Annotated in this window: 17 protein-coding genes; 6 read left to right on the forward strand and 11 right to left on the reverse strand. The window is 73.3% G+C overall.

What is annotated here, in order from left to right; translation table 11 throughout:
* Window positions 1-19: 19 nt before the first annotated feature.
* The gene (locus tag LFA75_RS13275) at window positions 20-1129 is read left to right on the forward strand and encodes a methyl-accepting chemotaxis protein (RefSeq protein ID WP_318249998.1); all 1110 of its coding nucleotides are present in this window, start codon (window positions 20-22) and stop codon (window positions 1127-1129) included.
* Between the two features lie 268 nt (window positions 1130-1397).
* Here the strand turns inward: LFA75_RS13275 and LFA75_RS13280 are convergent, their stop codons facing one another.
* Complete coding sequence (locus LFA75_RS13280) at window positions 1398-1562, reverse strand: hypothetical protein (RefSeq protein ID WP_225234105.1); 165 nt, start codon at window positions 1560-1562, stop codon at window positions 1398-1400.
* A gap of 809 nt (window positions 1563-2371) precedes the next feature.
* Between LFA75_RS13280 and LFA75_RS13285 the strand changes: the two genes are divergently transcribed.
* The gene (locus LFA75_RS13285) at window positions 2372-2704 is read left to right on the forward strand and encodes a DMT family transporter (protein ID WP_225236058.1); all 333 of its coding nucleotides are present in this window, start codon (window positions 2372-2374) and stop codon (window positions 2702-2704) included.
* 628 nt (window positions 2705-3332) lie between these two features.
* On the opposite strand, the gene LFA75_RS13290 is transcribed toward LFA75_RS13285, so the two are convergent.
* The 3 genes from LFA75_RS13290 to LFA75_RS13300 form a co-directional block, all read right to left on the reverse strand.
* Window positions 3333-4522 (reverse strand): IS3 family transposase gene (locus LFA75_RS13290; protein WP_225236059.1). Its coding sequence is split into 2 segments (ribosomal slippage): window positions 3333-4235 and window positions 4238-4522, totalling 1188 coding nucleotides; the frame shifts between segments, so codons are not numbered across the junction.
* Between the two features lie 555 nt (window positions 4523-5077).
* Window positions 5078-5809 (reverse strand): hypothetical protein, encoded by a 732-nt coding sequence (locus LFA75_RS13295; protein ID WP_225234106.1) that lies wholly within the window; start codon window positions 5807-5809, stop codon window positions 5078-5080.
* A gap of 147 nt (window positions 5810-5956) precedes the next feature.
* Window positions 5957-6529 carry a TetR/AcrR family transcriptional regulator gene (locus LFA75_RS13300; protein ID WP_225234107.1) on the reverse strand — a complete coding sequence of 191 codons (573 nt, stop codon included), beginning with the start codon at window positions 6527-6529 and terminating at the stop codon, window positions 5957-5959.
* Window positions 6530-6767: 238 nt separating this feature from the next.
* Between LFA75_RS13300 and LFA75_RS13305 the strand changes: the two genes are divergently transcribed.
* Window positions 6768-7817, forward strand: coding sequence for a hypothetical protein (locus LFA75_RS13305; RefSeq protein ID WP_225234108.1), 1050 nt, complete (start codon window positions 6768-6770; stop codon window positions 7815-7817).
* A 31-nt stretch (window positions 7818-7848) separates the two neighbouring features.
* Here the strand turns inward: LFA75_RS13305 and LFA75_RS13310 are convergent, their stop codons facing one another.
* The 5 genes from LFA75_RS13310 to LFA75_RS13330 form a co-directional block, all read right to left on the reverse strand.
* Window positions 7849-8454 carry a TetR/AcrR family transcriptional regulator gene (locus LFA75_RS13310; protein ID WP_225234109.1) on the reverse strand — a complete coding sequence of 202 codons (606 nt, stop codon included), beginning with the start codon at window positions 8452-8454 and terminating at the stop codon, window positions 7849-7851.
* Between the two features lie 98 nt (window positions 8455-8552).
* Entirely contained in the window at window positions 8553-9779 is a 1227-nt protein-coding gene (gene fahA, locus LFA75_RS13315) for a fumarylacetoacetase (protein WP_225234110.1), read from the reverse strand.
* Complete coding sequence (locus tag LFA75_RS13320; protein ID WP_225234111.1) at window positions 9776-10966, reverse strand: homogentisate 1,2-dioxygenase; 1191 nt, start codon at window positions 10964-10966, stop codon at window positions 9776-9778. The genes fahA and LFA75_RS13320 overlap by 4 nt, the downstream gene beginning before the upstream one ends.
* Window positions 10966-12543 carry an FAD-dependent monooxygenase gene (locus LFA75_RS13325; RefSeq protein WP_225234112.1) on the reverse strand — a complete coding sequence of 526 codons (1578 nt, stop codon included), beginning with the start codon at window positions 12541-12543 and terminating at the stop codon, window positions 10966-10968. The genes LFA75_RS13320 and LFA75_RS13325 overlap by 1 nt, the downstream gene beginning before the upstream one ends.
* Window positions 12540-13502 carry an MBL fold metallo-hydrolase gene (locus LFA75_RS13330; protein ID WP_225234113.1) on the reverse strand — a complete coding sequence of 321 codons (963 nt, stop codon included), beginning with the start codon at window positions 13500-13502 and terminating at the stop codon, window positions 12540-12542. The genes LFA75_RS13325 and LFA75_RS13330 overlap by 4 nt, the downstream gene beginning before the upstream one ends.
* A gap of 170 nt (window positions 13503-13672) precedes the next feature.
* Between LFA75_RS13330 and LFA75_RS13335 the strand changes: the two genes are divergently transcribed.
* Window positions 13673-15103 (forward strand): alkaline phosphatase PhoX, encoded by a 1431-nt coding sequence (locus LFA75_RS13335; RefSeq protein WP_225234114.1) that lies wholly within the window; start codon window positions 13673-13675, stop codon window positions 15101-15103.
* Between the two features lie 43 nt (window positions 15104-15146).
* Here LFA75_RS13335 and LFA75_RS13340 read toward each other — a convergent pair whose 3' ends face one another.
* Window positions 15147-17075 (reverse strand): helicase-related protein, encoded by a 1929-nt coding sequence (locus LFA75_RS13340; RefSeq protein WP_225234115.1) that lies wholly within the window; start codon window positions 17073-17075, stop codon window positions 15147-15149.
* A 316-nt stretch (window positions 17076-17391) separates the two neighbouring features.
* On the opposite strand from LFA75_RS13340, the gene LFA75_RS13345 reads away from it, so the two are divergent.
* Window positions 17392-18396 carry a GGDEF domain-containing protein gene (locus LFA75_RS13345; protein WP_225234116.1) on the forward strand — a complete coding sequence of 335 codons (1005 nt, stop codon included), beginning with the start codon at window positions 17392-17394 and terminating at the stop codon, window positions 18394-18396.
* A 41-nt stretch (window positions 18397-18437) separates the two neighbouring features.
* On the forward strand, window positions 18438-19478 hold the full coding sequence (locus LFA75_RS13350; protein WP_225234117.1) for a GGDEF domain-containing protein: 1041 nt from the start codon (window positions 18438-18440) through the stop codon (window positions 19476-19478).
* Here LFA75_RS13350 and LFA75_RS13355 read toward each other — a convergent pair.
* Window positions 19447-20574, reverse strand: coding sequence for an NAD(P)/FAD-dependent oxidoreductase (locus LFA75_RS13355; RefSeq protein ID WP_225234118.1), 1128 nt, complete (start codon window positions 20572-20574; stop codon window positions 19447-19449). The two genes, LFA75_RS13350 and LFA75_RS13355, sit on opposite strands and share 32 nt — an antisense overlap.
* Window positions 20575-20601: the final 27 nt, after the last annotated feature.

Here is a 20601-nt window from a genome sequence, read left to right on the forward strand (position 1 = left end):
CCAGGACGTCTTCTACGCCGTGGCCGAACAGACCGCAGCACTTAACGACTCGTTGGCGACACGGGTCGAGCAGGCTCAAAATGTCGCCGACTCCCAGCGCTCGCGCAGCTTGGTCCTAGTCACAGGAGTCCTCCTGCTGGCCCTAGCGGCTGTCTTGACCCTGGCCTTGCGTACCGCACGGCGGCTGCTGCGTCAGCTGCAGACGGTCCGTGATGCTGCCGTTGCTCTGGCGGCCGGGGACCTCACGGTGTGCACCGAGGTGACCTCACGCGATGAGGTCGGACAGACTGCGGCCGCCCTCAATGGCGCACTTGGTTCTCTGCGGAAGGTGATGACCGCAGTCGCTGCCTCGGCTGAGGCAGTGGCTGCCTCCAGCGAGGAACTGTCGGCATCCTCGGCCCAGATCTCGGCCTCTGCGGAGGAAACGAGCGTGCAATCCACGGTGGTCACCGGCGCCGCCGACGAGGTGTCCCGCTCGGTGGCGACAGTCGCCGCGGGTGCGGAGCAGATGTCGGCCTCGATCCGGGAGATCGCGCAGAACGCCAACGAGGCCGCCCGCGTCGCCGCCGGCGCGGTGACCGAGGCCGAGGCAACCAACCAGACAATCCAGAAACTGGGGCTGTCCTCCAAGGAGATCGGCGACGTCGTGAAGGTCATCACGAGCATCGCCGAGCAGACCAACCTGTTGGCGCTCAACGCCACCATCGAGGCCGCTCGGGCCGGTGAGGCCGGCAAGGGCTTCGCAGTCGTGGCCAACGAGGTCAAGGAGCTGGCCCAGGAGACCGCCCGCGCCACCGAGGACATCGCCCGCCGGGTGGAGACGATCCAGGCAGACACCGGTGGGGCCGTGGCCGCGATCGGCCGCATCGGCACGGTGATCGGGCAGATCAACGACTACCAGTTGACCATCGCCTCGGCGGTGGAGGAGCAGACCGCCACCACTAACGAGATGTCGCGCAGCGTGGCGGAGGCCGCGGGCGGCACGACGGAGATCGCCGCCAACATCACCGGGGTTTCAACTGCTGCCGGCACCACTACGCAGATCCTCAGTCAAAGCCGAGTCGCCGTCGATGAACTTGCCCGCATGGCCGCCGACCTGCGCACAACTGTCAGCACCTTCACCTACTGACCAGGCAGGAGGCCAAATGCCTCCTGCCTGGTCAGCTGGACGGCTTGACGACCCGAGGCCTTTGGTCAAGCCGCCGACGATCTGCCAGTCCACAACTACACACCGCGCCTCGGTGTATGCAGCTGAGCAATCGGTGCAGATGAGGGGTCCTGCGGCGCTGGTGACTGGCTGTCGGGAAGATGCGGCGGTGTCCCCAGCGGCGTGAGGAGCACGACGCGCACGTCACCGGCGGCCGATGCACCTGGTGTCGAGCCGGAGAACCTGCCCGTCAGCTCGAGCTTTCAGGACGATCACGGGGCGTGTCGTCCTCGCCGTCCTCGCCAGCACCATCGCTCAGGACCTCCGCGGTATTTGCCCCATCATCAGCGGGCCCGCCGCTGCCATGAGAGCGACCATCATCGGCGTCGTCGATCGGAACCAGGCTGTGCGTCATGTCTTCATCTCCATGTCTGCTGTCGTGCGCGTCGAGAGCGCTGATTCGCGCCCCGGTTACTGCTATCTCAGTTCGGCGCTCCTAGCACTCCATGCGACCTCCATCGAGGTCCGCCCAGTGCGATTCACACTTGCTTCGAATGTGACCAGCTCCCCGCATGAATCGGCTCCGGGAAGACACCCTGGTCCACTGACAGTGTGACCGCGTAATTTCTGGCGTACCGGGTTGCGCAGGTGTTGCGACCTGGTCGAGGTACTTCAGCAAGGTGCCGCCATGGACGTCGCCGGCGAAATTTGACATGTCCGGGGTCATGAGAATGGTCATGGACGGTCGATGACGGTCGTCGCCCATCGCACGCTCCTCGCGTCCACGCGGCGGGTTCGGGAACCGACGACCTTCGTCGGCTGCGGAGCTGGCGACGGTGTGCCGCGCAGGGCCGCCTACCTGGCTTGTTAGGCCCTGCGTGGGCAGCGCAACCACAGTAAGGACGAGGCGGTCGGTGGCCTTTGCAGTGGAACGCTAGCGACAGAACGCCGGCCAGGCCTGTGCCGCATCCGACCAATTCAGGCGTGAATTGCCCGGAATCGGGCACGCCGTCGTGCACGGGGGCAGGCAGGCGCGGCTGCGGAGCAGTGCGTCGACGGCAGGACCGACACCCGGGCTGATCGTGACGCCCGAGCTTGCGCCGATGAGACAACCCGGTGCCGTTTTAGGCGGACAACGTCAAAGTCCGGCTTTGCATCACGTCCTACGTTCAACCTGGCCAAAGTGTTGGCTGTGAGGGCAACGGAGAGGGACTGAGGGCGTTGATGGTGACCTACGGTCTTCTCGCGCTGGCCATCACGGTCGAGATCGTGGCCACCTTGTTCCTGAGAGTGACCGAGGGCTTCACGCGCCTGCTGCCCAGCCTATTTGTGGTCGTGGGCTATGCGTTGTCCTTCTTTCTGCTCTCTCACGTGCTGAAACGGGGGCTGGATGTTGCCGTCGTCTACGCCCTGTGGTCGGCAGTGGCGATTGTTGCCATCTCAGTCATCGGAGCCGTCTTCCTGAACGAACGCCTGACGGCCATCCAGATCCTGGGAATGGCGCTCATCGTCATCGGAGTACTCGTGCTGAAGATGGGCGCCAGCACCGCGACCTGACCCGACCCAGCCGGTTTCCTCGGCCCACCAGCAGGCTGTCTCCTGCCCCGGGTGAGGGCAGCTACGGGGTCCGCTTCGTGCTGATGAGGCCCATGCAGAGCTCGCCCCCGACGAGGCAGTTAGCGGGGCCCGTGTCCACGGTGCACTGCACACCGCTACCAACAGCGGCTACAGGGCTCGGGTGGACCGCCCCGCCATGTGACGGCTGCTGAGGATCTTGACGGGCGCGCCTACCTAGACGAGGGGTCGAAGGCGGACACCTTGAACCCGGTGACCAGGTGACGGGTCTGCTGCACCGACTGAACCCCGGGCATGGTTGACCTGGGCGGTCTCGTCGAGGCGGGCAGGTGGAGCCGGCCGGGCGCCCGTCGCCGCTGATGTCGGGTCAGGACCGATCAGCGACGATGCTGTCACGGGTGTCCCGGGCGCTATCGGGCCAGTCGGAGGTTGCCCGAGAGTCCCGCGAGCTCGCTCAGGAACTTGTCACCAGACCTGACCGGACACCTTCGACCAAGCCTGTGAGTGCATAGCGCACCGATGCAAGGGCCAGACCGGAATCGTGGGCGCCGAGTTCGCAGCCGTGGCCTTGGCTATTAGGGACTGCTGCACGGATAGGTGACAGTTCGGGTTAAGCGGCCTGAGCCGCCGGTGTGTGGTCGATCATCTCGCATTCGATGGGTGTGAGGCGGCCGAGGGCGGCTTGCCGCCGTCGGCGGTGGTAGGTGCGCTCGATCCAGGTGACGATCGCGATCCGCAGCTGCTGGCGGGTGGCCCAGCGCTGGCGGTCCAGGACGTTCTTCTGCAGCAGCGCGAAGAAGGACTCCATCGCCGCGTTGTCCCCGGCAGCGCCCACCCGGCCCATCGATCCGACCAGCCCGTGCGCGCCCAGAGCGTGAACGTAGCGCCGAGATCGGAACTGCGACCCGCGGTCGGAGTGGACGATGCAGCCGGCGACGTCGGCACCTGCAGTCGCGCGCCGGGCGACCGCGGACTCCAGCGCCGTGACGGCCAGCCGGGACTGCATCCGGGCGTCCATGGCGTAGCCGACGATGCGGTTGGAGTGCACGTCCTTGATCGCGCAGAGGTAGAGCTTGCCCTCGGCGGTGGGGTGCTCGGTGATGTCGGTCAGCCACAGCCTGTTCGGCTGGTCGGCGGTGAACACGCGCTGGACGCGGTCGTCGTGCACCGGCGGTCCGGGACGGCCGGCCTTGCCGCGGCGGGGCTTGCCGAACGCTGACCACCAGCTCATCGACGAGCACAGCGCCCAGGCCGTGCGCTCGGCCATCGGCTGCCCGGCCGTGGCGGCCTCGGTGGCTAGGTACCGGTAGCCGAACTCGGGGTCATCGCGGTGGGCGTCGTACAGGGCGTTGGCCCGGTAGGCCGACTCGAGCTCAGCGGCGCTGATGGGGTCGGCCAACCACCGGTAGTAGGGCTGGCGGGCGATCTTCAGGACCCGGCACGTCACCGCGACCGGCACCCGCACACGGGCACCGACAGCGGCCAACTCACGGACGAGCGGGTACATCATTTTCCCGGCAAATTCGCCTGTGACAGGTAGGCCGCCGCCCGGCGCAGCACCTCGTTCTCCTGCTCCAGCAGCCGGATCCGCCGGCGCGCATCACGCAGCTCGGTGTTCTCCGCCGTGGTGCTGCCCGGCTTGACGCCGTCCTCGACATCGGCGGCCTTCAGCCAGTTCGTCAGGCAGGACTCGCTGATCCCGAAGTCGGCCGCGATCTGCTTGAGGTGGGTGCCGGGCTCACGGCTGCGGGCGACGTTCACCACGTCGTCCCGGAACTCCTTGGGGTAGGGCTTGGGCACGATCAACATCCTTCCAGCGGCACCTCTCGGCACCACAGATCAGATGTCACCTACTCGTGCAGCAGTCCCTCACCCCCCTGCGGACGCAACGAGCGGTGGTCCGCGTACTGGCCCGTCGTCCCTAGCGGGGAGTGCTATCGCTGTCGCCCCCATTGGGGTGACGTACGCGAGGAGGGTGCTGGGTGACGGCGGTTTGTGTTCCGCGCTGCAGCTTCTCGAGCACCGCGGGTCGCGAGCTTGGCGTGATTGCTCCGAGCTTGGCCAACGGCTCCGAGTCGTGCCCCCGCCGCGAGGATGCGTCACCCCATCCTCAAGGACGTATGTGCTGGTCAAGAGCTGTTCAACCGCACGTGCTTCGTGCCCGCTACGTGCCCGTAGCGACGGCGAATGTGGGTCATGAGCGGTGATGGGCGGTGACTCTCGTGACGCTCTGAGCTGCGGTTATGCGATTTCGTGCAGGTCGCGTCAGAGGCACCAGCATTCTTGAAAACCGCTAGGGGTTAGCGCTCCTCGAGGGTTCGAATCCCTCGCCCTCCGCTCGCCGGTGCCGCCCGTTCACGACGAGGGCGGCCCACCGAGGTCGGGGATGACCAGTTCCCCGCTCAGCACGCGGTTGGCGGTGGTCTCCAGGTCCAGCCCCAGGGTGAAGGCGGCGCCCCGGAGCAGGGACAGGGCGTCGCTGGTGGTCAGCGCGCGCTGCCCGCTGATGTGCCCGACGGCCAGCCACACCCGGTGGCGCTCGACGATCGGCAGGGCACGGAAGGACCGGGGTAGCCCCAGCACGATGTCCTCCTCGCCGGCCAGGTCGTCGGCCAGGACCTCCCCGACCAGCTCGGCGACGGCCGCCACGTCGGCCAGCGTCCCCGCCGTGGGGGTGCCCGGGTCCCGGAGGTACAGGTCGAGGGCGGCGACCCCGGCCAGCGCACCGCCCACGGGCAGGGCGACGACGCACCGGTAGGGGGTGTGGGCCACGAGCTGGACGGCGAACAGCGGCCACCCGCCCTTCAGCTCCTCCAGCGGTGCGACCACCACGCCGCGGATCTGCTGCGCGGTCAGGCACGGACCCTCGCCCGTGGCGTACTGCAGCCGCTCGGCGGCCGCCGCCTGCAGGTCGCTGGCCCCCAGGGGGAGTCGCCGGTCGGGCAGCAGCGTGTAGCTCAGGCTCGCGCCGTCCACCGGCAGCGCAGCCACGCAGGCCGCGGCGACCTGGTCGGGCAGCAGGTCGTCCCGGTCCGGTTCGCCGACCAGTCGGGCCAGGACCTCCGTGAACCTGCTCGCCGCGGTCATCGCGACCGACCGCGCTGCGGGCAGGCGGGTCGTCGGGGGAGCACTGGATCTCCGGGCGGCTAGCGGTGCTGGCCGCAGGGATCACGACGTCGGTGCGCGGGGCGCACGACCGGAACGTACCCGATCGCGCACCCGGTGACCGGTCGCTCAGCTCGTCGTGATGGGGAGCAGGACGAGGTCGACCATCTGCTCGACCTCGGCCGTCGTGGACGCGGGTCGGTTGCTGGTGTACCGCTGCCACCACATCGACTGCACGACGACGACCAGGAGTCGGACCTGCACCCCGGTGAGGACGTCGGCGCGGGCTGCGTGCCGGTCGGTGATCCGGGTGACGGCCGCGGCCAACGGCTGCACCACGCCGCGCTCCAGCACCTCGTCCAGGACGGTGCCCCGGCCCGCGTGGCCGAGCAGTGCCGAGGCCGCGCGCTCGCAGCGGTCCAGCGGGTGGGTCCACGGGTCGAGCAGGGCCACCAGGTCACCCCGGAGCGAGCCGGTGTCGGTCACGTCCGGGACCAGCGTGCAGGTCCGCAGGGCGTCCACCACGAGTTCCTGGGCCGACGGCCACCGGCGGTAGATGGCGGACTTGCCGGCCTGGGCCCGCGCCGCGACGACGTCGGTGGTGATCCTCCCCAGCCCGTCCTGCGCCAGGATCTCGAGCGTGCAGTCCAGCAGGGTGACGGTGAGCGCGCCGTCGAGCGGTCGGCCGGATCTGGCGGCCACGACGCCTCCCTGATCTCGTAGGTGCACCTGGGCGCACCGAGGTGATGGGCACCCGGATGTGCTGACTGAGCATTACCTAACTGGGGAAGGTCCAACCGGTGGGGCCCTGTCTGTGACGTGACTCACCCGGTGACGACGATCGCACCACCCGCTGCCGGGTTCGACTGCAACTGAGACGTGTCGGTGCCGATGAAGCCACCACTTGCGATACATGTCGTACCGGAACTGAGGAGTTGCTGTGACGTCGTCGGCCACCGACTTCCTGGACGAGCTGACCCACGGCATCCACACCGCACCCACCGTGCAGGTGCTGTCCGCCCGGGCGACCACCCCGCAGCCGAGGCCGGTCCCGCCGCCGTCGGCCGGCGCGATGCCCGGCGACCGGGCGGCCCTGACGCTGCTGGGCTCCGTGGTCGGCGTCGACGCCTGGGCGATCACCCGGACCACCGAGGACACCTGGACCTGCCTGGTCCTGCAGACCACCGCCCGCGCCGCCGAGCCCGGGTCGGCGTGGGCGGCCACCCCCGCCGCGCGCTACCCGGTCGGCACGCCCATCGCGCTGGACCGGTCGCTGTGCCACCACCTGCTGACCGGCCCGGCGGCCACGGTCGTCGGTGACCTCGGCCGCGGGAGGGAGCCCGCCCTGCGGCGGATCGCGGACAGCTGGGGGGTGCGCGGCTACCTAGGCATCGCGCTCACCGCCCCGGACGGCGCGCGGCTGGGCTCCCTCGTCGGGCTCAGCGCAGCGCCGCTGCAGGCGCAGGACCGGGACTGGTCCGCGATGCTCGAGGTCCAGGCCACCGCCCTGCAGGCGTCCCTGGCCGGCCAGGTCGCTGCTCTGGCCGGTGTCCGCCGGGAGGCCTACGAGCGCAGCGCGGCGAACCTCGACGCGGTCAGCCGGCTGCCCAACCGCCGCGGGTGGGCCGGGCTGCTCCTCGCCGAGGAGGAGGCGTCGGTGCCGGTCGGCGACCCGGTGGGCCTGGCGCTGGTCGACCTGGGGGTGGTCCGCACGGCACGCTCGCTGCGCCGCGCGGTGGCCGTGGTCCGCGAGGCGGCCGGCGACGTCCAGCTCGCCCGGGTCGGTCCCCGGCAGCTCGGCATCCTGGCCGGCGGTCTGCAGACCTCGCAGGTGACCCGGACGGCCGCCCTGGTCCAGGCCAAGCTCGAGGGCGCCGGGTTCACCACGGCCACCGCCCACAGCATGCGCGCGGGGCTCGAGCCGCTGGCCGCGACCTGGCTGCGGGTGGAGAACGCCCTGGTGGTGGCCCGTCGGGACGGCGCCCGCTGATCAGCACGGCGGGCCGTCGGCGGTCCGCCGGTCAGGTGCTGCGCACGACCGGGAGCAGCGCCCGGTCGACCATCTCCGCGACGACGGTGTCGGTGGTGGCCGCGGGTTCGGACACGTAGCGCTCCCACCACAGGGCGAGCAGGAGCCGGCCGAGCAGCACGCGCCCCGCCGCCGGCACCTCGTGGCCGCGGGCGACGTGCCGGTCGACCGCGGTCGCGACCGCGGCGTCCAGCGGGTGCACCACGGCGGCCTCCAGGCCGGCGCGCAGGGCAGGGCTGTGCCGGGCCCGCCCCAGCACCGTGGCCACGAGCCGCTCGTCGCGGTCCAGCGCGCGCGTCCAGGGCTCGAGCAGGCCGACCAGGTCACCGCGCAGGGACCCGGTGTCCGGGATGGCGGGCACGGGGCGGCAGCGGGTGACGATCTCCGCGAGCAGTGCTGCGGTGTCCGGCCAGCGCCGGTAGATCGCGGCCCGGCTGACCCCGGTGACGGCCGCCAGCGCATCGGCGCTCAGCCGGTCCGGACCCTGCTCGATCACGACGTCCTGGGCTCCGGACAGCACCCGGTCGGTCAGTGCCCCGTCCCGGGGGCGACCGAGCCGCGGGCCGTCGGACCCGGGCGACTCGGTGGAGGGGTTCACGGCACCGTTCCCCGGGCGCGTGCGCACCCCGTCAGGAGGGGGCTGTCCCCCTCTCGACGCCGGGTCCGGGGCGCCCCGGACGAGCCGGTGCCCGCACGCTACCCGGTCACCGGGGGTGCGACCTCGAGAGCGGGGACGACGGTGCCGGTGACCTCCCCGAAGGAGATCCGGGTGCCGCCGGGACCCGGCGCGGTGGCGGTGACGGCGACCTCGTCGCCGTCCTCCAGGAAGGTGCGCGGAGTGCCGTCGGCGAGGGCGAACGGTTCGGCCCCGCCCCAGGACAGCTCCAGGAACGACCCGCGCTGGTCCCGCCCCGGCCCGGAGACGGTGCCGGAGGCGAAGAGGTCGCCGGTCCGGACCGCAGCGCCGTTGACCGTGAGGTGCGCCAGCTGCTGGGCCGGCGTCCAGTACATCTGGTCGAAGGGCGGGGTGGCGACCAGTTCGCCGCCCAGGCGGACCTCCAGGGTGAGGTCCAGGCCCCACCGCAGCCCGGCGTCGTCCAGGTAGGGGAGGACGGCGGTCCCGCGGGCCGGCGGGTCGGTGCGCGCGGCCTCCAGCGCGGCCAGCGGCACCACCCACGGCGACACGGAGGTCAGGAAGGACTTGCCGAGGAAGGGGCCCAGCGGCACGTACTCCCAGGCCTGCAGGTCGCGGGCGGACCAGTCGTTGACCAGGCACACCCCGAAGACGTGGTCGGCGAACGCGCCCACAGGCACCGGGGTGCCCGGGGTGGACGGGACGCCGACGACGAACCCGACCTCGGCCTCGATGTCCAGCCGCGTGCTGGGCCCGAAGGTGGGCAGGTCATCGGCGGGGGCCTTGCGCTGACCCCGCGGGCGGACCACCGGGGTGCCCGACACGGCCAGCGAGCCGGCCCGGCCGTGGTAGCCGATCGGCAGGTGCTCCCAGTTCGGGGTCAGCGGGGCGGAGCCGGGTCGGAAGATGCGGCCGACGTTCTCGGCGTGGTGCCGGGAGCTGTAGAAGTCGACGTAGTCACCGACCTGGACCGGCAGGTGCATCGTGACGTCGGCGCGGGGGACGAGGTGCGGCTGCACGTGGTCCCGGTGGGCGGGGTCGGTGAGCCAGTCGGTGACCTGCGCCCGCAGGGCGGCCCACGCCGGCGGGCCGGCGGCCAGGAAGGCGTTCAGCGTGCCGGTGGTGTGCACCGGGTCCCCGGTCGCCCCGGCCAGGTCCAGTACCCAGCCGCCCACCGCGATGCCGGTCCGCGGGGCCCGGTCGGCGGTGGAGAAGATGCCGTGCGGCAGGTTCTCCAGGCCGAACCCGGTGTCGTCGGCCAGGTCCAGCCAGGAGCCGGAGTGGCTCACGCGCCGGGTCCGCGGCCGGACCACGTCCAGGCGTACTTCCCGTCGTCCGAGGCGCGGCCGCCCTCGCCCAGCCCGAGCGGCCGGAAGGTGTCGACCATGACGGCGAGCTCGTCGAAGTACTCGGCCCCCAGGGAGCCCTCGATGGCGGCGGGCTGCGGGCCGTGGCTGTGCCCGCCGGGGTGCAGGGTGATCGAGCCCTTGCCGATGCCGGACCCCTTGCGGGCCTCGTAGTCGCCGTCGACGTAGAACATGACCTCGTCGCTGTCGACGTTGGAGTGGTAGTAGGGCACCGGGATCGCCAGCGGATGGTAGTCGACCTTGCGCGGCACGAAGTTGCAGATGACGAAGTTGGCGCCCTCGAACACCTGGTGCACCGGCGGGGGCTGGTGCACCCGGCCGGTGATCGGCTCGAAGTCGCTGATGTTGAAGGCGTAGGGGTAGAGGCAGCCGTCCCAGCCGACCACGTCGAAGGGGTGCTCGGGGACGACGTGCACGGTGCCGGCCAGCCCGACCGGGCCGTCGCCGCGGTGCTTGACGTAGACCTCGACGTCGGTGCCCTCGACCAGCAGCGGCTCCGCCGGCCCCCGCAGGTCGCGCTCGCAGTAGGGCGCGTGCTCCAGCAGCTGGCCGTACTTCGAGAGGTACCGCTTGGGCGGTGCGATGTGGCTGTTGGCCTCCACGGCGTAGGTGCGCAGCTCGCCGTCGGGCACCCACCGGTGCGTGGTGGCCCGTGGGATGACGACGTAGTCGCCGGGGCCGACGCTCAGCGCCCCGAACACGGTCTCGACGACCGCGGTGCCGCGCTCGACGTAGACGCACTCGTCGCCGGTGGCGTTGCGGTAGTACGGCGACGTCTGGGAGGACACCGCGTAGGAGATCCGGACGTCGGCGTTGCCCAGCACCAGCCGCCGGCCGAGCACCGGGTCCCGGGCGGCGTCGGTGAACAGGTCGTGCAGCTTCAGGTGCCGGGGGACCAGCGGGGTGTTCGCCACCAGTGACTGGTCGGGCAGCTCCCAGGTCCGGGCGTCGACCAGCGAGCTGGGGACGCCGGAGTGGTAGAGCAGCGAGGAGTCCGAGGAGAAGCCTTCCTCGCCCATCAGCTCCTCGCGGTACAGGGCGCCCTCGGGGGAGCGGTGCTGGGTGTGCCGCTTGGGTGGGACGCTGCCCACCTGCCGGTAGAACGCCATCAGACGAGCTCCATGTTCTGGGTGACGATGCGGCCGAGGGCCGCGGCCAGGTCGGCGGGGTCGGTGAGGACGGCGGCCACGTGCGCGTCCGGGCGCAGCAACCAGATCTCGCCGGGGCGGGCGCCGAGGATCCCGGCCAGCACACCGCTGGGGTCCAGGTCGGCCAGCCGGTGGACCGCCACCGGCGCCCCGCCGTCGTCCGCCCGGCCCGTGGGTGCGGGGGCGTCGTCGGCGAGGAGGACGGTCAGGCCGTCCCGGGCGAGCTGGCGCAACCGAGTGAGGTCGGGGCGACCGGCGACCGTGACCGGGCAGTCGGGCACCAGCACCCCGGGTGCGGCCGGGGGCGCCTCCCCACGCGGCGGGCGACCGGCGAAGGGGCGGCCGGGGTCCGGGGTGGTGAGCGGGGACTCCACGTACCAGAACGGCTCGGCCAGCCGGCCGCTGTCGACCTGCGCCCGGGCGGCCGGGTCGGTCGTCGCCCGCTGGAGGGCGTCGACCCGGTGCGCGGCCTCCTCCGCGGGGCCCGGCACCAGGAAGCGCATGGTGGCCGCGGTGACGTCCAGGTTCTCCACGGCCGCGGCGTGCCGCTCGGCGGAGTAGCTGTCCAGCAGGTCGTCCCCGGCCCAGCCCCGCCGGACGAAGGCGATCTTCCAGGCCGCGTTCTCCGCGTCGAGCACCCCGGAGTTCAGGCCGCGGGCGCCGAAGGGGGAGACGAGGTGGGCCGCGTCGCCGGCGACCAGCACCCGGCCGACGCGCATCCGGTCGACCACGCGGGAGTGGAAGCGGTAGACCGACTTCCAGACGACCTCGTAGGGCCGGTCGCCGATGACCTGGCGGATCTTGGCGTCCAGCCCGCCGGAGGCCTCCTCGGTCGCCAGGTCGAAGTCCGGCGGCACCTGCCAGTCGATCCGGAAGGTGGAGTCCGGGCACGGGTGGATGAGCACCTGGCGGCCCGGGTTCCAGACCGGGTCGAAGTAGAACCGGCGCTCGGTCTCCCAGCCGGGCAGCTCCGTGCGGATGTCGCAGATGAGGAACTGGTCGCCGAAGGTCTGGCCGTCGAAGGTCAGGTCCAGGGCCCGGCGCAGCACGTCGGCGCGCGGTCCGCCGCAGACCACGGCGTGGCTGCCGCGGTGCTCGCTGCCGTCCGCGCAGCGCACGGTGACGCCGTCGTCGTCCTGGGCGAGGTCGGTGACCTCGTGGTCCCAGCGGACGTCGACCAGCGGCTGGTCGGCGATCGCGGCGTCCAGCAGCTCCTCGGTCAGGCACTGGCTGACGTTGACGAACGGCGGGAAGGGGGAGCGACCCCGGTCGACGAAGTCGAAGCTGAACACCTCGTGGTCGCGGTGGAACGTGCGCGCGGTGGTCCAGGTGACCCCCTGCCGGGCGACCTCCGCGCCGACGCCGACGGCGTCCCAGACGTCGAGGACGTCGCGCTGCTGGCAGATGGCCTTGGACCCGACGAGGTCGCGCCGGGGCCGGCTGTCCAGCACGACCACCGGGATGCCCCAGCGGGCCAGCAGCAGGGCGGTGGTCTGGCCGACCGGTCCGCAGCCGACGACCAGTACGGGCTCGGTCATGACTGCAGCTGGTCCCACACCTGGCGGTCGCGCTCGGCGGTCCAGATGACCGGTCGCTCGACGCCGGAGAACTCGTCCCACAGCCGGGAGACGTCGAAGGGCAGGCAGTGCTCGAAGATCGGCCAGTGCCCGAAGGTGGGGGCCAGCGCGGCGTGGGTGGCGTCGAAGGCGTCCTTCAGGGTGCCGCCGGCGCGGTGCGCGGTGCCGACCGTGTCGTGCATGGTGGTGAGGAACGAGCGGGTCTGCTCGACGGCGGCGTCCACCTCGTCCCGGCCCCGGGCGATCTTCCCGCGACCGCCGACCAGCTGCTCGGCGCCGAAGGCCTTGACCCGGTCCAGGGTGCCGGCGGCCCAGTCGAAGTGGAAAGCGTCGCCGGTGTAGAGCGCGGCCTGGGACTCGACGAGGTCCCCGGCGAACATGATCTTGTGCTGGGGCAGCCAGGCGACGATGTCGCCCTCGGTGTGGCCGCGGCCGACGTGCTCGAGGACCAGGTCGCCGCGGTCCCCGCCCAGGTCGATGGTGAGCTTGTCCCGGAAGGTCATCGTGGGCCAGGTCAGCCCGGGGATGGACTCGGGCTCCTCGAACAGCCGGGGCATCCGGCCGTACTCGGACTCCCAGTCCTGCTGGCCGCGCTCGGCGATCAGCCCCTTGGTCTGCTCGCTGGAGACGATGACCTCGGCGTCGAACGCGGAGGCGCCCAGCACGCGGACGGCGTGGTAGTGGCTGAGCACCAGGTAGCGGACCGGCTTGTCGGTGTGCTCGCGCAGCTTGGCCAGCCAGCGGCGGGCGGCGACCGGGGTGGCCAGGGCCTCGAAGCAGACCAGGAAGTCCTCGCCCTCGATCGCGCCGAGGTTGGGGTCGCCCTCGGCCGTCAGGGCGTAGACGCCGTCGGCCAGGACCTCGAGGGTCTGCTCCTTGACGCCCAGGTCGGCGGACGAGGCGAACGACTTCGCGGCCACAGGTCACTCCTGATCCATATGCGAGCACGATGCTCGCCTTGGGAGTGACCGTAGAGCTGTGTGAGCCGGGGCACAAGACCCGTCGTCTTCGCCCGGGGTTCCCCTGCCGGTCACCTCCGCCGCGCAGGGTGACCCGGGTCGATGTCCCCCCAGCGTTCGGAGCCCGACCCATGACGACGTCCGACGAAGCCACCCGCTCGGTCTCCCGCCGCGGCTTCATCTCCCGCACCGCGGTGACCGGCCTGGGCATCGCCCTCGTGGGCAGCGTGGACACCCTGTTCGGCGCCGGCAGCGCGGCCGCGGCCCCCGGCGGCGTCCCCGGCCGGCCCGGCACCCCCGGCCCGGGGACCGGGTACGGCCCGCTCGTGGCCGACCCGCGCGGGATCCTCGCGCTGCCCCGCGGCTTCAGCTACACCGTCGTCGCCCAGGCCGGCGTGACGACGATGGAGGGCGGCGTGGTCACGCCCTCGGACCCCGACGGCACCGCGGCCTTCACCCGCCCCGGCGGCCGCGGCGCGGTGCTGGTCAACAACCACGAGATCGGCGGCGACGAGCCCTACCGGGTCCCCGCGGTGCCGGGCCTGACCTACGACCCCGGCGCCGGGGGCGGGACGACGACCATCGAGGTCGACCAGCAGGGCCGCCGGGTCGCCGAGCGGGTCAGCCTGGCCGGGACGCACAACAACTGCGCCGGCGGCCGCACCCCCTGGAACACCTGGGTCTCGTGCGAGGAGACCGAGGCCGTGCCGACCGCGACCAACGGCCTGACCCAGCGGCACGGCTACTGCTTCGAGGTCGACCCCTACGACCAGGCCGCCAACCGCGATCCGCGCCCGATCAAGGCCCTGGGCCGCTTCGCCCACGAGGCGGTGGTCGTCGACCCGGACACCTCCGAGCTCTACCTGACCGAGGACGCCGCCAACCCCAACGGTCTGCTCTACCGCTGGACGCCGCCGGCCGCCGCGCTCCCGCTCGGCAAGGGGTCGCTGCGGCGGCTGGGTCCCACCGACGGCACGCTGGCCGCGCTGCGGGCCACCCGGGACGGCGTGCTCGTGCCGGACCTGAACCAGGCCACCGAGATCGGCACCACCTACGCCACGGAGTGGGTCACGGTGCCCGACCGGGACGCCGCGACCATGTCGACCCGGCTGCAGGCCTACGCCCAGCCGATCACCCGGGCCCGCAAGCTCGAGGGCATGTGGTGGGGCGACGGCGGTGTGTACTTCGTGTCGTCGTTCGACCGCTCCCTGGACGCCCCGCACGACGGCCAGGTGTGGTTCCTCGACCCGCTGGCCGACACGATCCGGCTCACGCTGCGGTTCGCCTACACCCCGGCCGACCAGGACTCCGACGTCGACGGGCCGGACAACATCACCGTCTCGCCCTACGGCGGGCTGATCATCGCCGAGGACGGCGAGGGCAAGCAGCACCTGGTCGGGTCCAACTCCGCCGGGGAGACGTTCTTCTTCGCCCGCAACGACCTCAGCGGGTCCGAGCTGGCCGGGCCGACCTTCTCCCCGGACCGGAAGACGCTGTTCGTCGGGATCCAGGAGGAGGGCTACGTGCTCGCCATCCAGGGCCCGTTCGCCCGCCAGCACTGACCGCACCGACGCGCCCCGGGTGCAGCACCCGGGGCGCGTCGGGTCAGCGTGCCCCGGTGGGGCCGCCGGCCGAGCGGCCGCGACGGCGGTGCTTGGGGCGCGCCGAGTCGCTGCGCGGCGGACCGGCGTCCGAGCCACGGCCGCGGGCGGCCCGGTCGTGCGCCTGCGGGTCCTGCCGGCCGCCCGCGCCGACGTCGGACTTGCGCGGCTTGCGCCCGCCGGCCCCGCGCCCCCCGGCGGACGACCCCGACGACGACGGGGCCTGGGACCGACCCGCGCCGGCCCGGGGCGGACGGCGGTCGGACGACGGGCGCCCGCTCGGCCGGGTGCCGCAGTCCCGGCAGGTGGTGAACCACGGCGCGATGCCGGTGCCGCAGCCGGTGCACCGGGCCGCGGTGGACAGGCTGATCGCCTCCGGCAGCAGCTCGGTGATCTTGTTGGCGCAGCGCTCCTCGACCTCGGCCGCGTCGGCCGAGGTGAGCCCGGCGACGCCGGGGAACGAGCGCAGCAGGGTCTGCGCCTCGCGGGCCTGCGCCGCGGCCTGCTCGTAGTCCTGCACCGTCGAGCTGCGCGGCACGGCCGGCAGCACCAGCTCCCGGGACACCGCCAGCCCGGCCTCGTGCTGCAGGGCGGCGCGGGCCAGCGCCAGCCAGCGCACCTTGCGCGGCGGGTCGTGGTCGATCGCCAGGTTGATCAGCCGCCACACCGTCCACAGGTCGGTGGCCAGCGGGCCGCGCAGCATCGGCAGCAGGGCGTGCACCCGCAGCACCAGGCCGCTGACGTCGTCGGGCACCATCGCCTCGGTCTTCGTGGCGGTGCGCGCCCACATCGACCACCGGGTCAGCGCCTCGGGCAGGTCGACGGCCTCGAAGGCGCCCAGGTCGTCGAGCTCGGGGCGCAGCCGCGGCTTGCGGTTGGGCAGGTCGCTCATCACGTCGCCGCGGGCGACGGCGGCACCGGCGGCGACCAGCGAGGCGAACGGCTTGAGCCCGGCGATCCCGCCCAGGACGCCGACCTGGCCGTGCCCGGTCAGCCCGTACCGCCCGGCCCGGCCGGCGATCTGCGCGGCCTCCCAGGTGCGCAGCGGGCGCATCTCGGTGCCGTCGAACTTCTGCGTCTCGGCGAACAGCACCGTCGTGGCCGGCACGTTGATGCCGTGCCCGATGACGTCGGTGGTCACGAGCACCTCGAGCTCGCCGCGGGTGAACCGGGCGATGACGTCGCGGCGGGTGGCCGGGGGGAGCGCGCCGTAGAGGACGCCGACCTTGCCGCGCCTGTGCGGGTCGAGCTGCGCGGCGACGGCGTAGACGGTCTTGCGGGAGAACGCGACGACCAGCGTCTGCTCGCGGACCTGCGAGGGCTTCACCGGCGCGGGCAGCACGTCCAGCCGGGACAGCCGCTTGTGGTTGACGACGACGACCTGCTCGGCGTCGGCGACCAGCGGCTTGAGCAGCAGCAGCGCCTCGGCCGCGGAGATCAGGTGCATCTCGCGGTACTCACCGGTCAGCAGCAGCCGGGCCCAGTGGTGGCCGCGATCGGGGTCGGCGACCCAGTGCGACTCGTCGAGCACCAGCATCTCCCCGCGCGGCGGGGCCTTCTCCACCGTGCAGCAGACGATCGGCGCGTGCGGGTCGATCTCCTCCTCGCCGGTGGACAGCCCGACGGTGCCCGGGGGCAGCTGGGCGGAGAGCTTGGCGTAGGCCTCGTGCGCGAGCTGGCGCAGCGGGGCGGCGTAGACCCCGGAGCCGGCGGCGGCCAGCGCCTGCAGCGACTCGTAGGTCTTGCCGGAGTTCGTCGGGCCGAGGTGGAAGACCACGTGCTCGGGGCGGGTGGTGCGCACCGGCAGGGCGGGCTCGGCGCCGTCGACCCAGGTCTGCTGGGCGCGGCGCTCGTCGCGGCTGCGGGTGGAGGCGTCGGTCGTCCGCTGCGCCGGGCTGCGGACCCGGCGGCGGGAGGTGGGGGAGTCGGTCACGGTGTCCTTCGGGAGCTGGGGATTCGGGGGTCGGCGCAGTGCTGCGCTCGGGACCTCACCAGGGGGAACAGCGGCCGGTGCCGATCTGTGCCCGGCTCCACGGTCCCACACCCCCACCCCAAGGGGTGGCCGCGCGGCACGACGCGCACAGCTGGTCACCGCGGCGGTCGATGTCCTGGTCGTGCCCCCCGCTGCGTCCCTGCGTGACCGCGGCCCGACCCCGGTCGGTGCCCGCGGGCCGTCGGCGACCCCGTCGGCAGCCCGCGGCCGGGGACCGCGGTGGTCGCAGCCCGTCCGGCCGGGGCTGACCCGGTTGGTGGCCGCACCGCTGCTGCTCAGCGGCGCCGGGCTGCTGGCGGTCGCGCTCGTCGTGCTGCCCCCGGCCGCGGGCTCGGCCATCGGCTGGGCCCTGGCCGGAGCACTCGTGGTGCACGCCGCGGTCGTCTGGCTGGTGCCGGTGCGCACCCGGGCCGGCGACCTCGCGGCGGCGACGGCGGCGCTCACCGCGGTCGCCGCGGTCACCGTGAGCACGGTGCTGGTCGCCGCCGGGCTGCACGCCTGGGCGATCCTGCTCGCGCTGCCGGTCCTCTACGCGACCAGCATGTTCACCCGGCCCGCCGCGGTGGCCGTCACCGCGCTGACCTGCCTGGGCGGCTCGCTGGTCCTGCTGCTCACCGGGACCCCGGGCGAGGGGGTGCAGGTCGCGGTGGACGTGCTGCTGGTCTGCGGCTGCCTGGTGATCCTGGCCGTCTTCGTGGTGCACGGCATGGAGCACATGGCCGCGCTGGTCGCCGAGCTCGAGCGGGTGGCCGCCGTCGACGGGCTCACCGGCCTGGTCACCCGGCGGGTGCTGGACGACGCGATGGCCGCCTCCCTCACCACCGCCCGCTCGGCCACCGGCACCGCGCTCGTGCTGGTCGACCTCGACCACTTCACGTCCGTCAACGACGTCCACGGCCACCCGGTCGGCGACGCCGTCCTGCAGCACGTCGGCGCCGTGCTCACCGCGGCCGTGCGCAGCACCGACGCCGTGGTCAGCCGGCTGGGCGGCGACGAGCTGGCGGTGCTGCTCCCCGGCTGCCCGGTCGAGGTCGCCGCCGGCCGTGCCGCGGACCTGGTGGACGCCGTCCGCAGCACCCCGCTGCTGCTGGCCGACGGCACCCCGCTCCGGCTGACCGTCAGCGTGGGGGTGGCGCACGCGCCGGACCACGCGGCCGACGTCCGGGCCCTGTACGCGGTTGCCGACGCGGCCCTGTACTCGGCGAAGCGGGCCGGGCGCGACGGGTTCGCCGTGGCGGGTGCGCCTGCCCACCTCGGGTGAGGGGGTCTGCGGCCGGGTCGCGCCCCGGCCGATGGTCAGGTGTGCGAGCACCCCAGGGACTCCGAGCCCGCGAGCCGGTCGCGGCGGCGCGGGCAGCGGCGACGTTGACCGGCTTCAGCGGGCTGCTCCTGCTGCCGTGGACGCTGTTCCTGCCGCCCCGGCTGGCGCCGCTGCAGATGGCCGGCTGCCTCCTGGTGGCCCTGCTGCTCATCGGGACCTCGGTGGCCCTGGTGCGGGGCGGGGCCGACCGGTTCGACCGCGCCGGCGTGCTCTTCGCCGTCCCCGCGCTGGGCTCGGTGACCGTCGGGGTGACCAACCTGGTCACCGCGGACACCTCCGCGGCGGCCCAGATCTTCCTGGTCGTGCCGGTCCTGCTCGCCGCCACCCAGCTGCGCCGCGCCGGCGCGCTGCTCGCCGCCGGCGTCGGCGTGGTGGGCAGCGGTCTGGCCACGGTGGTGGTCGACCCCACGGCGCAGGGCTTCACCGACGCCGTCGTCGTGGGGACGGCGATGCTGGCCGTCACCGTCGTGCTCGTCCGGTCGGCCGACCGCCGGGACCGGGCCTTCGAGGTCGTGCACCGGCAGGCCACCGCCGACGGCCTGACCGGCCTGCTCCGGCGCGGGGCGGTCGACGCCGCGCTGGCCGACGCGGTCGCCCGGGGCCAGGTCGCCGTGCTCATGGTCGACGTGGACGGCTTCAAGCGGATCAACGACGTGCACGGGCACCTGGTCGGGGACGAGGCGCTGGTCCACCTGGCCGACGTGGTGCGCGGCCAGGTCCGGCACACCGACTGCGTGGTCGGCCGGCTCGGCGGCGACGAGCTGGTCATGGTGCTGCCCGGGTGCACCCGCGAGGGCCTGGCCGGGCGTGCCGCCGACCTGGTCGCCGCCGTCCGGACGGCCCCGCTCCCGCTGGCCGACGGCCGGCTGCTGCCGCTGACCGTCAGCGTCGGCGGCGCGCACTCGCCGTCGGACGCGGACGACCCGAAGGGGCTCTACGGCGCCGCGGACGCGGCGCTCTACGCGGCCAAGCGGGCCGGCCGGGACCGGTTCAGCACCGCGGCCGGGGCGCGCGTCGGCTGAGCGAGGCGACCGCCGACCCCAGGGTGCGGGCGGTCAGCCGCCCGTCGGCCAGGCCCAGCGCGACCACGTCGTCGAAGACCCGCTGGTCGGCGGCCGCGGCCCCGAAGGCGGCGTCCATCAACCAGGGCCGGCTGCTGAGCCGGGAGGCCGCGGCGGTGTGCTGCAGGTGCCGGCCCAGCCGGCGCTGCAGCGCGGTGCGGAACACCCGCCCGGCGTCCGCGCCGTGCGCCGCCGCGGCACCGGCGAGCGCCCCGGACAGCACGGCGTAGAAGATGCCCTCGCCGGTCATCGGGTTGATCAGGGAGACCGCGTCCCCGGCCAGCAGCACCCGGCCGTCGGGCTGGCGGGGCCGGCCGGTGGACAGCGGCAGCCGGTGGGCCCGGAGCTGCTCCGGTGCGGTGCCGGGCAGCAGCCGGTGCAGGCCCTCGAGCAGCCCGGCGCGGGTCGCCCCGCCGCTGACCAGCTCGCCGTAGCCCACGTTGGCCCGGCCGTCGCCGATCGGGAAGGACCAGGCGTAGGCCGGCCAGCGCTGGTCGGTCGTGGTGATCACCTGCACGCCGGGGTCCCCGGCCGGCGCGTAGCCGCGGATCGCGATGGCCAGCCGGTCCGGGCGGTTGGGTCCGATCCCCAGCGCCCGCCGGACGACGGACTCCGCGCCGTCCGCCCCGATGAGCACCCCGGCGGTGAGCACGCCGTCCACGTCGACGCCGGCGGGACCGGTGGTGACCCGGCGGACGGTGTGCCGGCGGAACTGCGCACCGGCGTCCAGCGCCGCGGCGAGCACCCGGCCGTCCAGCACCGCCCGGGGGACGACGACGGCCGGCCGGTGCATGGCCCGCTCCACGGTGCGGCCCGACGGCGACGTCAGCCGCAGCCGCGGGACGGCGGGGTACCCCGCGGTGACCGCGTCGACGTCCACCCCGAGGGCGGCCAGCACGTCCAGCGCCTCGGGGGCGATGCCGTCGCCGCACACCTTGTCCCGCGGGAAGTCCGACCGGTCCAGGACCAGCACCGATGCCCCGTGCCGCCGGGCGGCCAGGGCCGCGGCCGCGCCGGCGGGACCGCCCCCGACCACGACGACGTCCCAGGACTCCACGCGCCCGACGGTAGGTGGTGGGGCTTC

Source organism: Klenkia terrae, assembly GCF_900491935.1.
In the GTDB taxonomy this organism is placed as follows: domain Bacteria; phylum Actinomycetota; class Actinomycetes; order Mycobacteriales; family Geodermatophilaceae; genus Klenkia; species Klenkia terrae.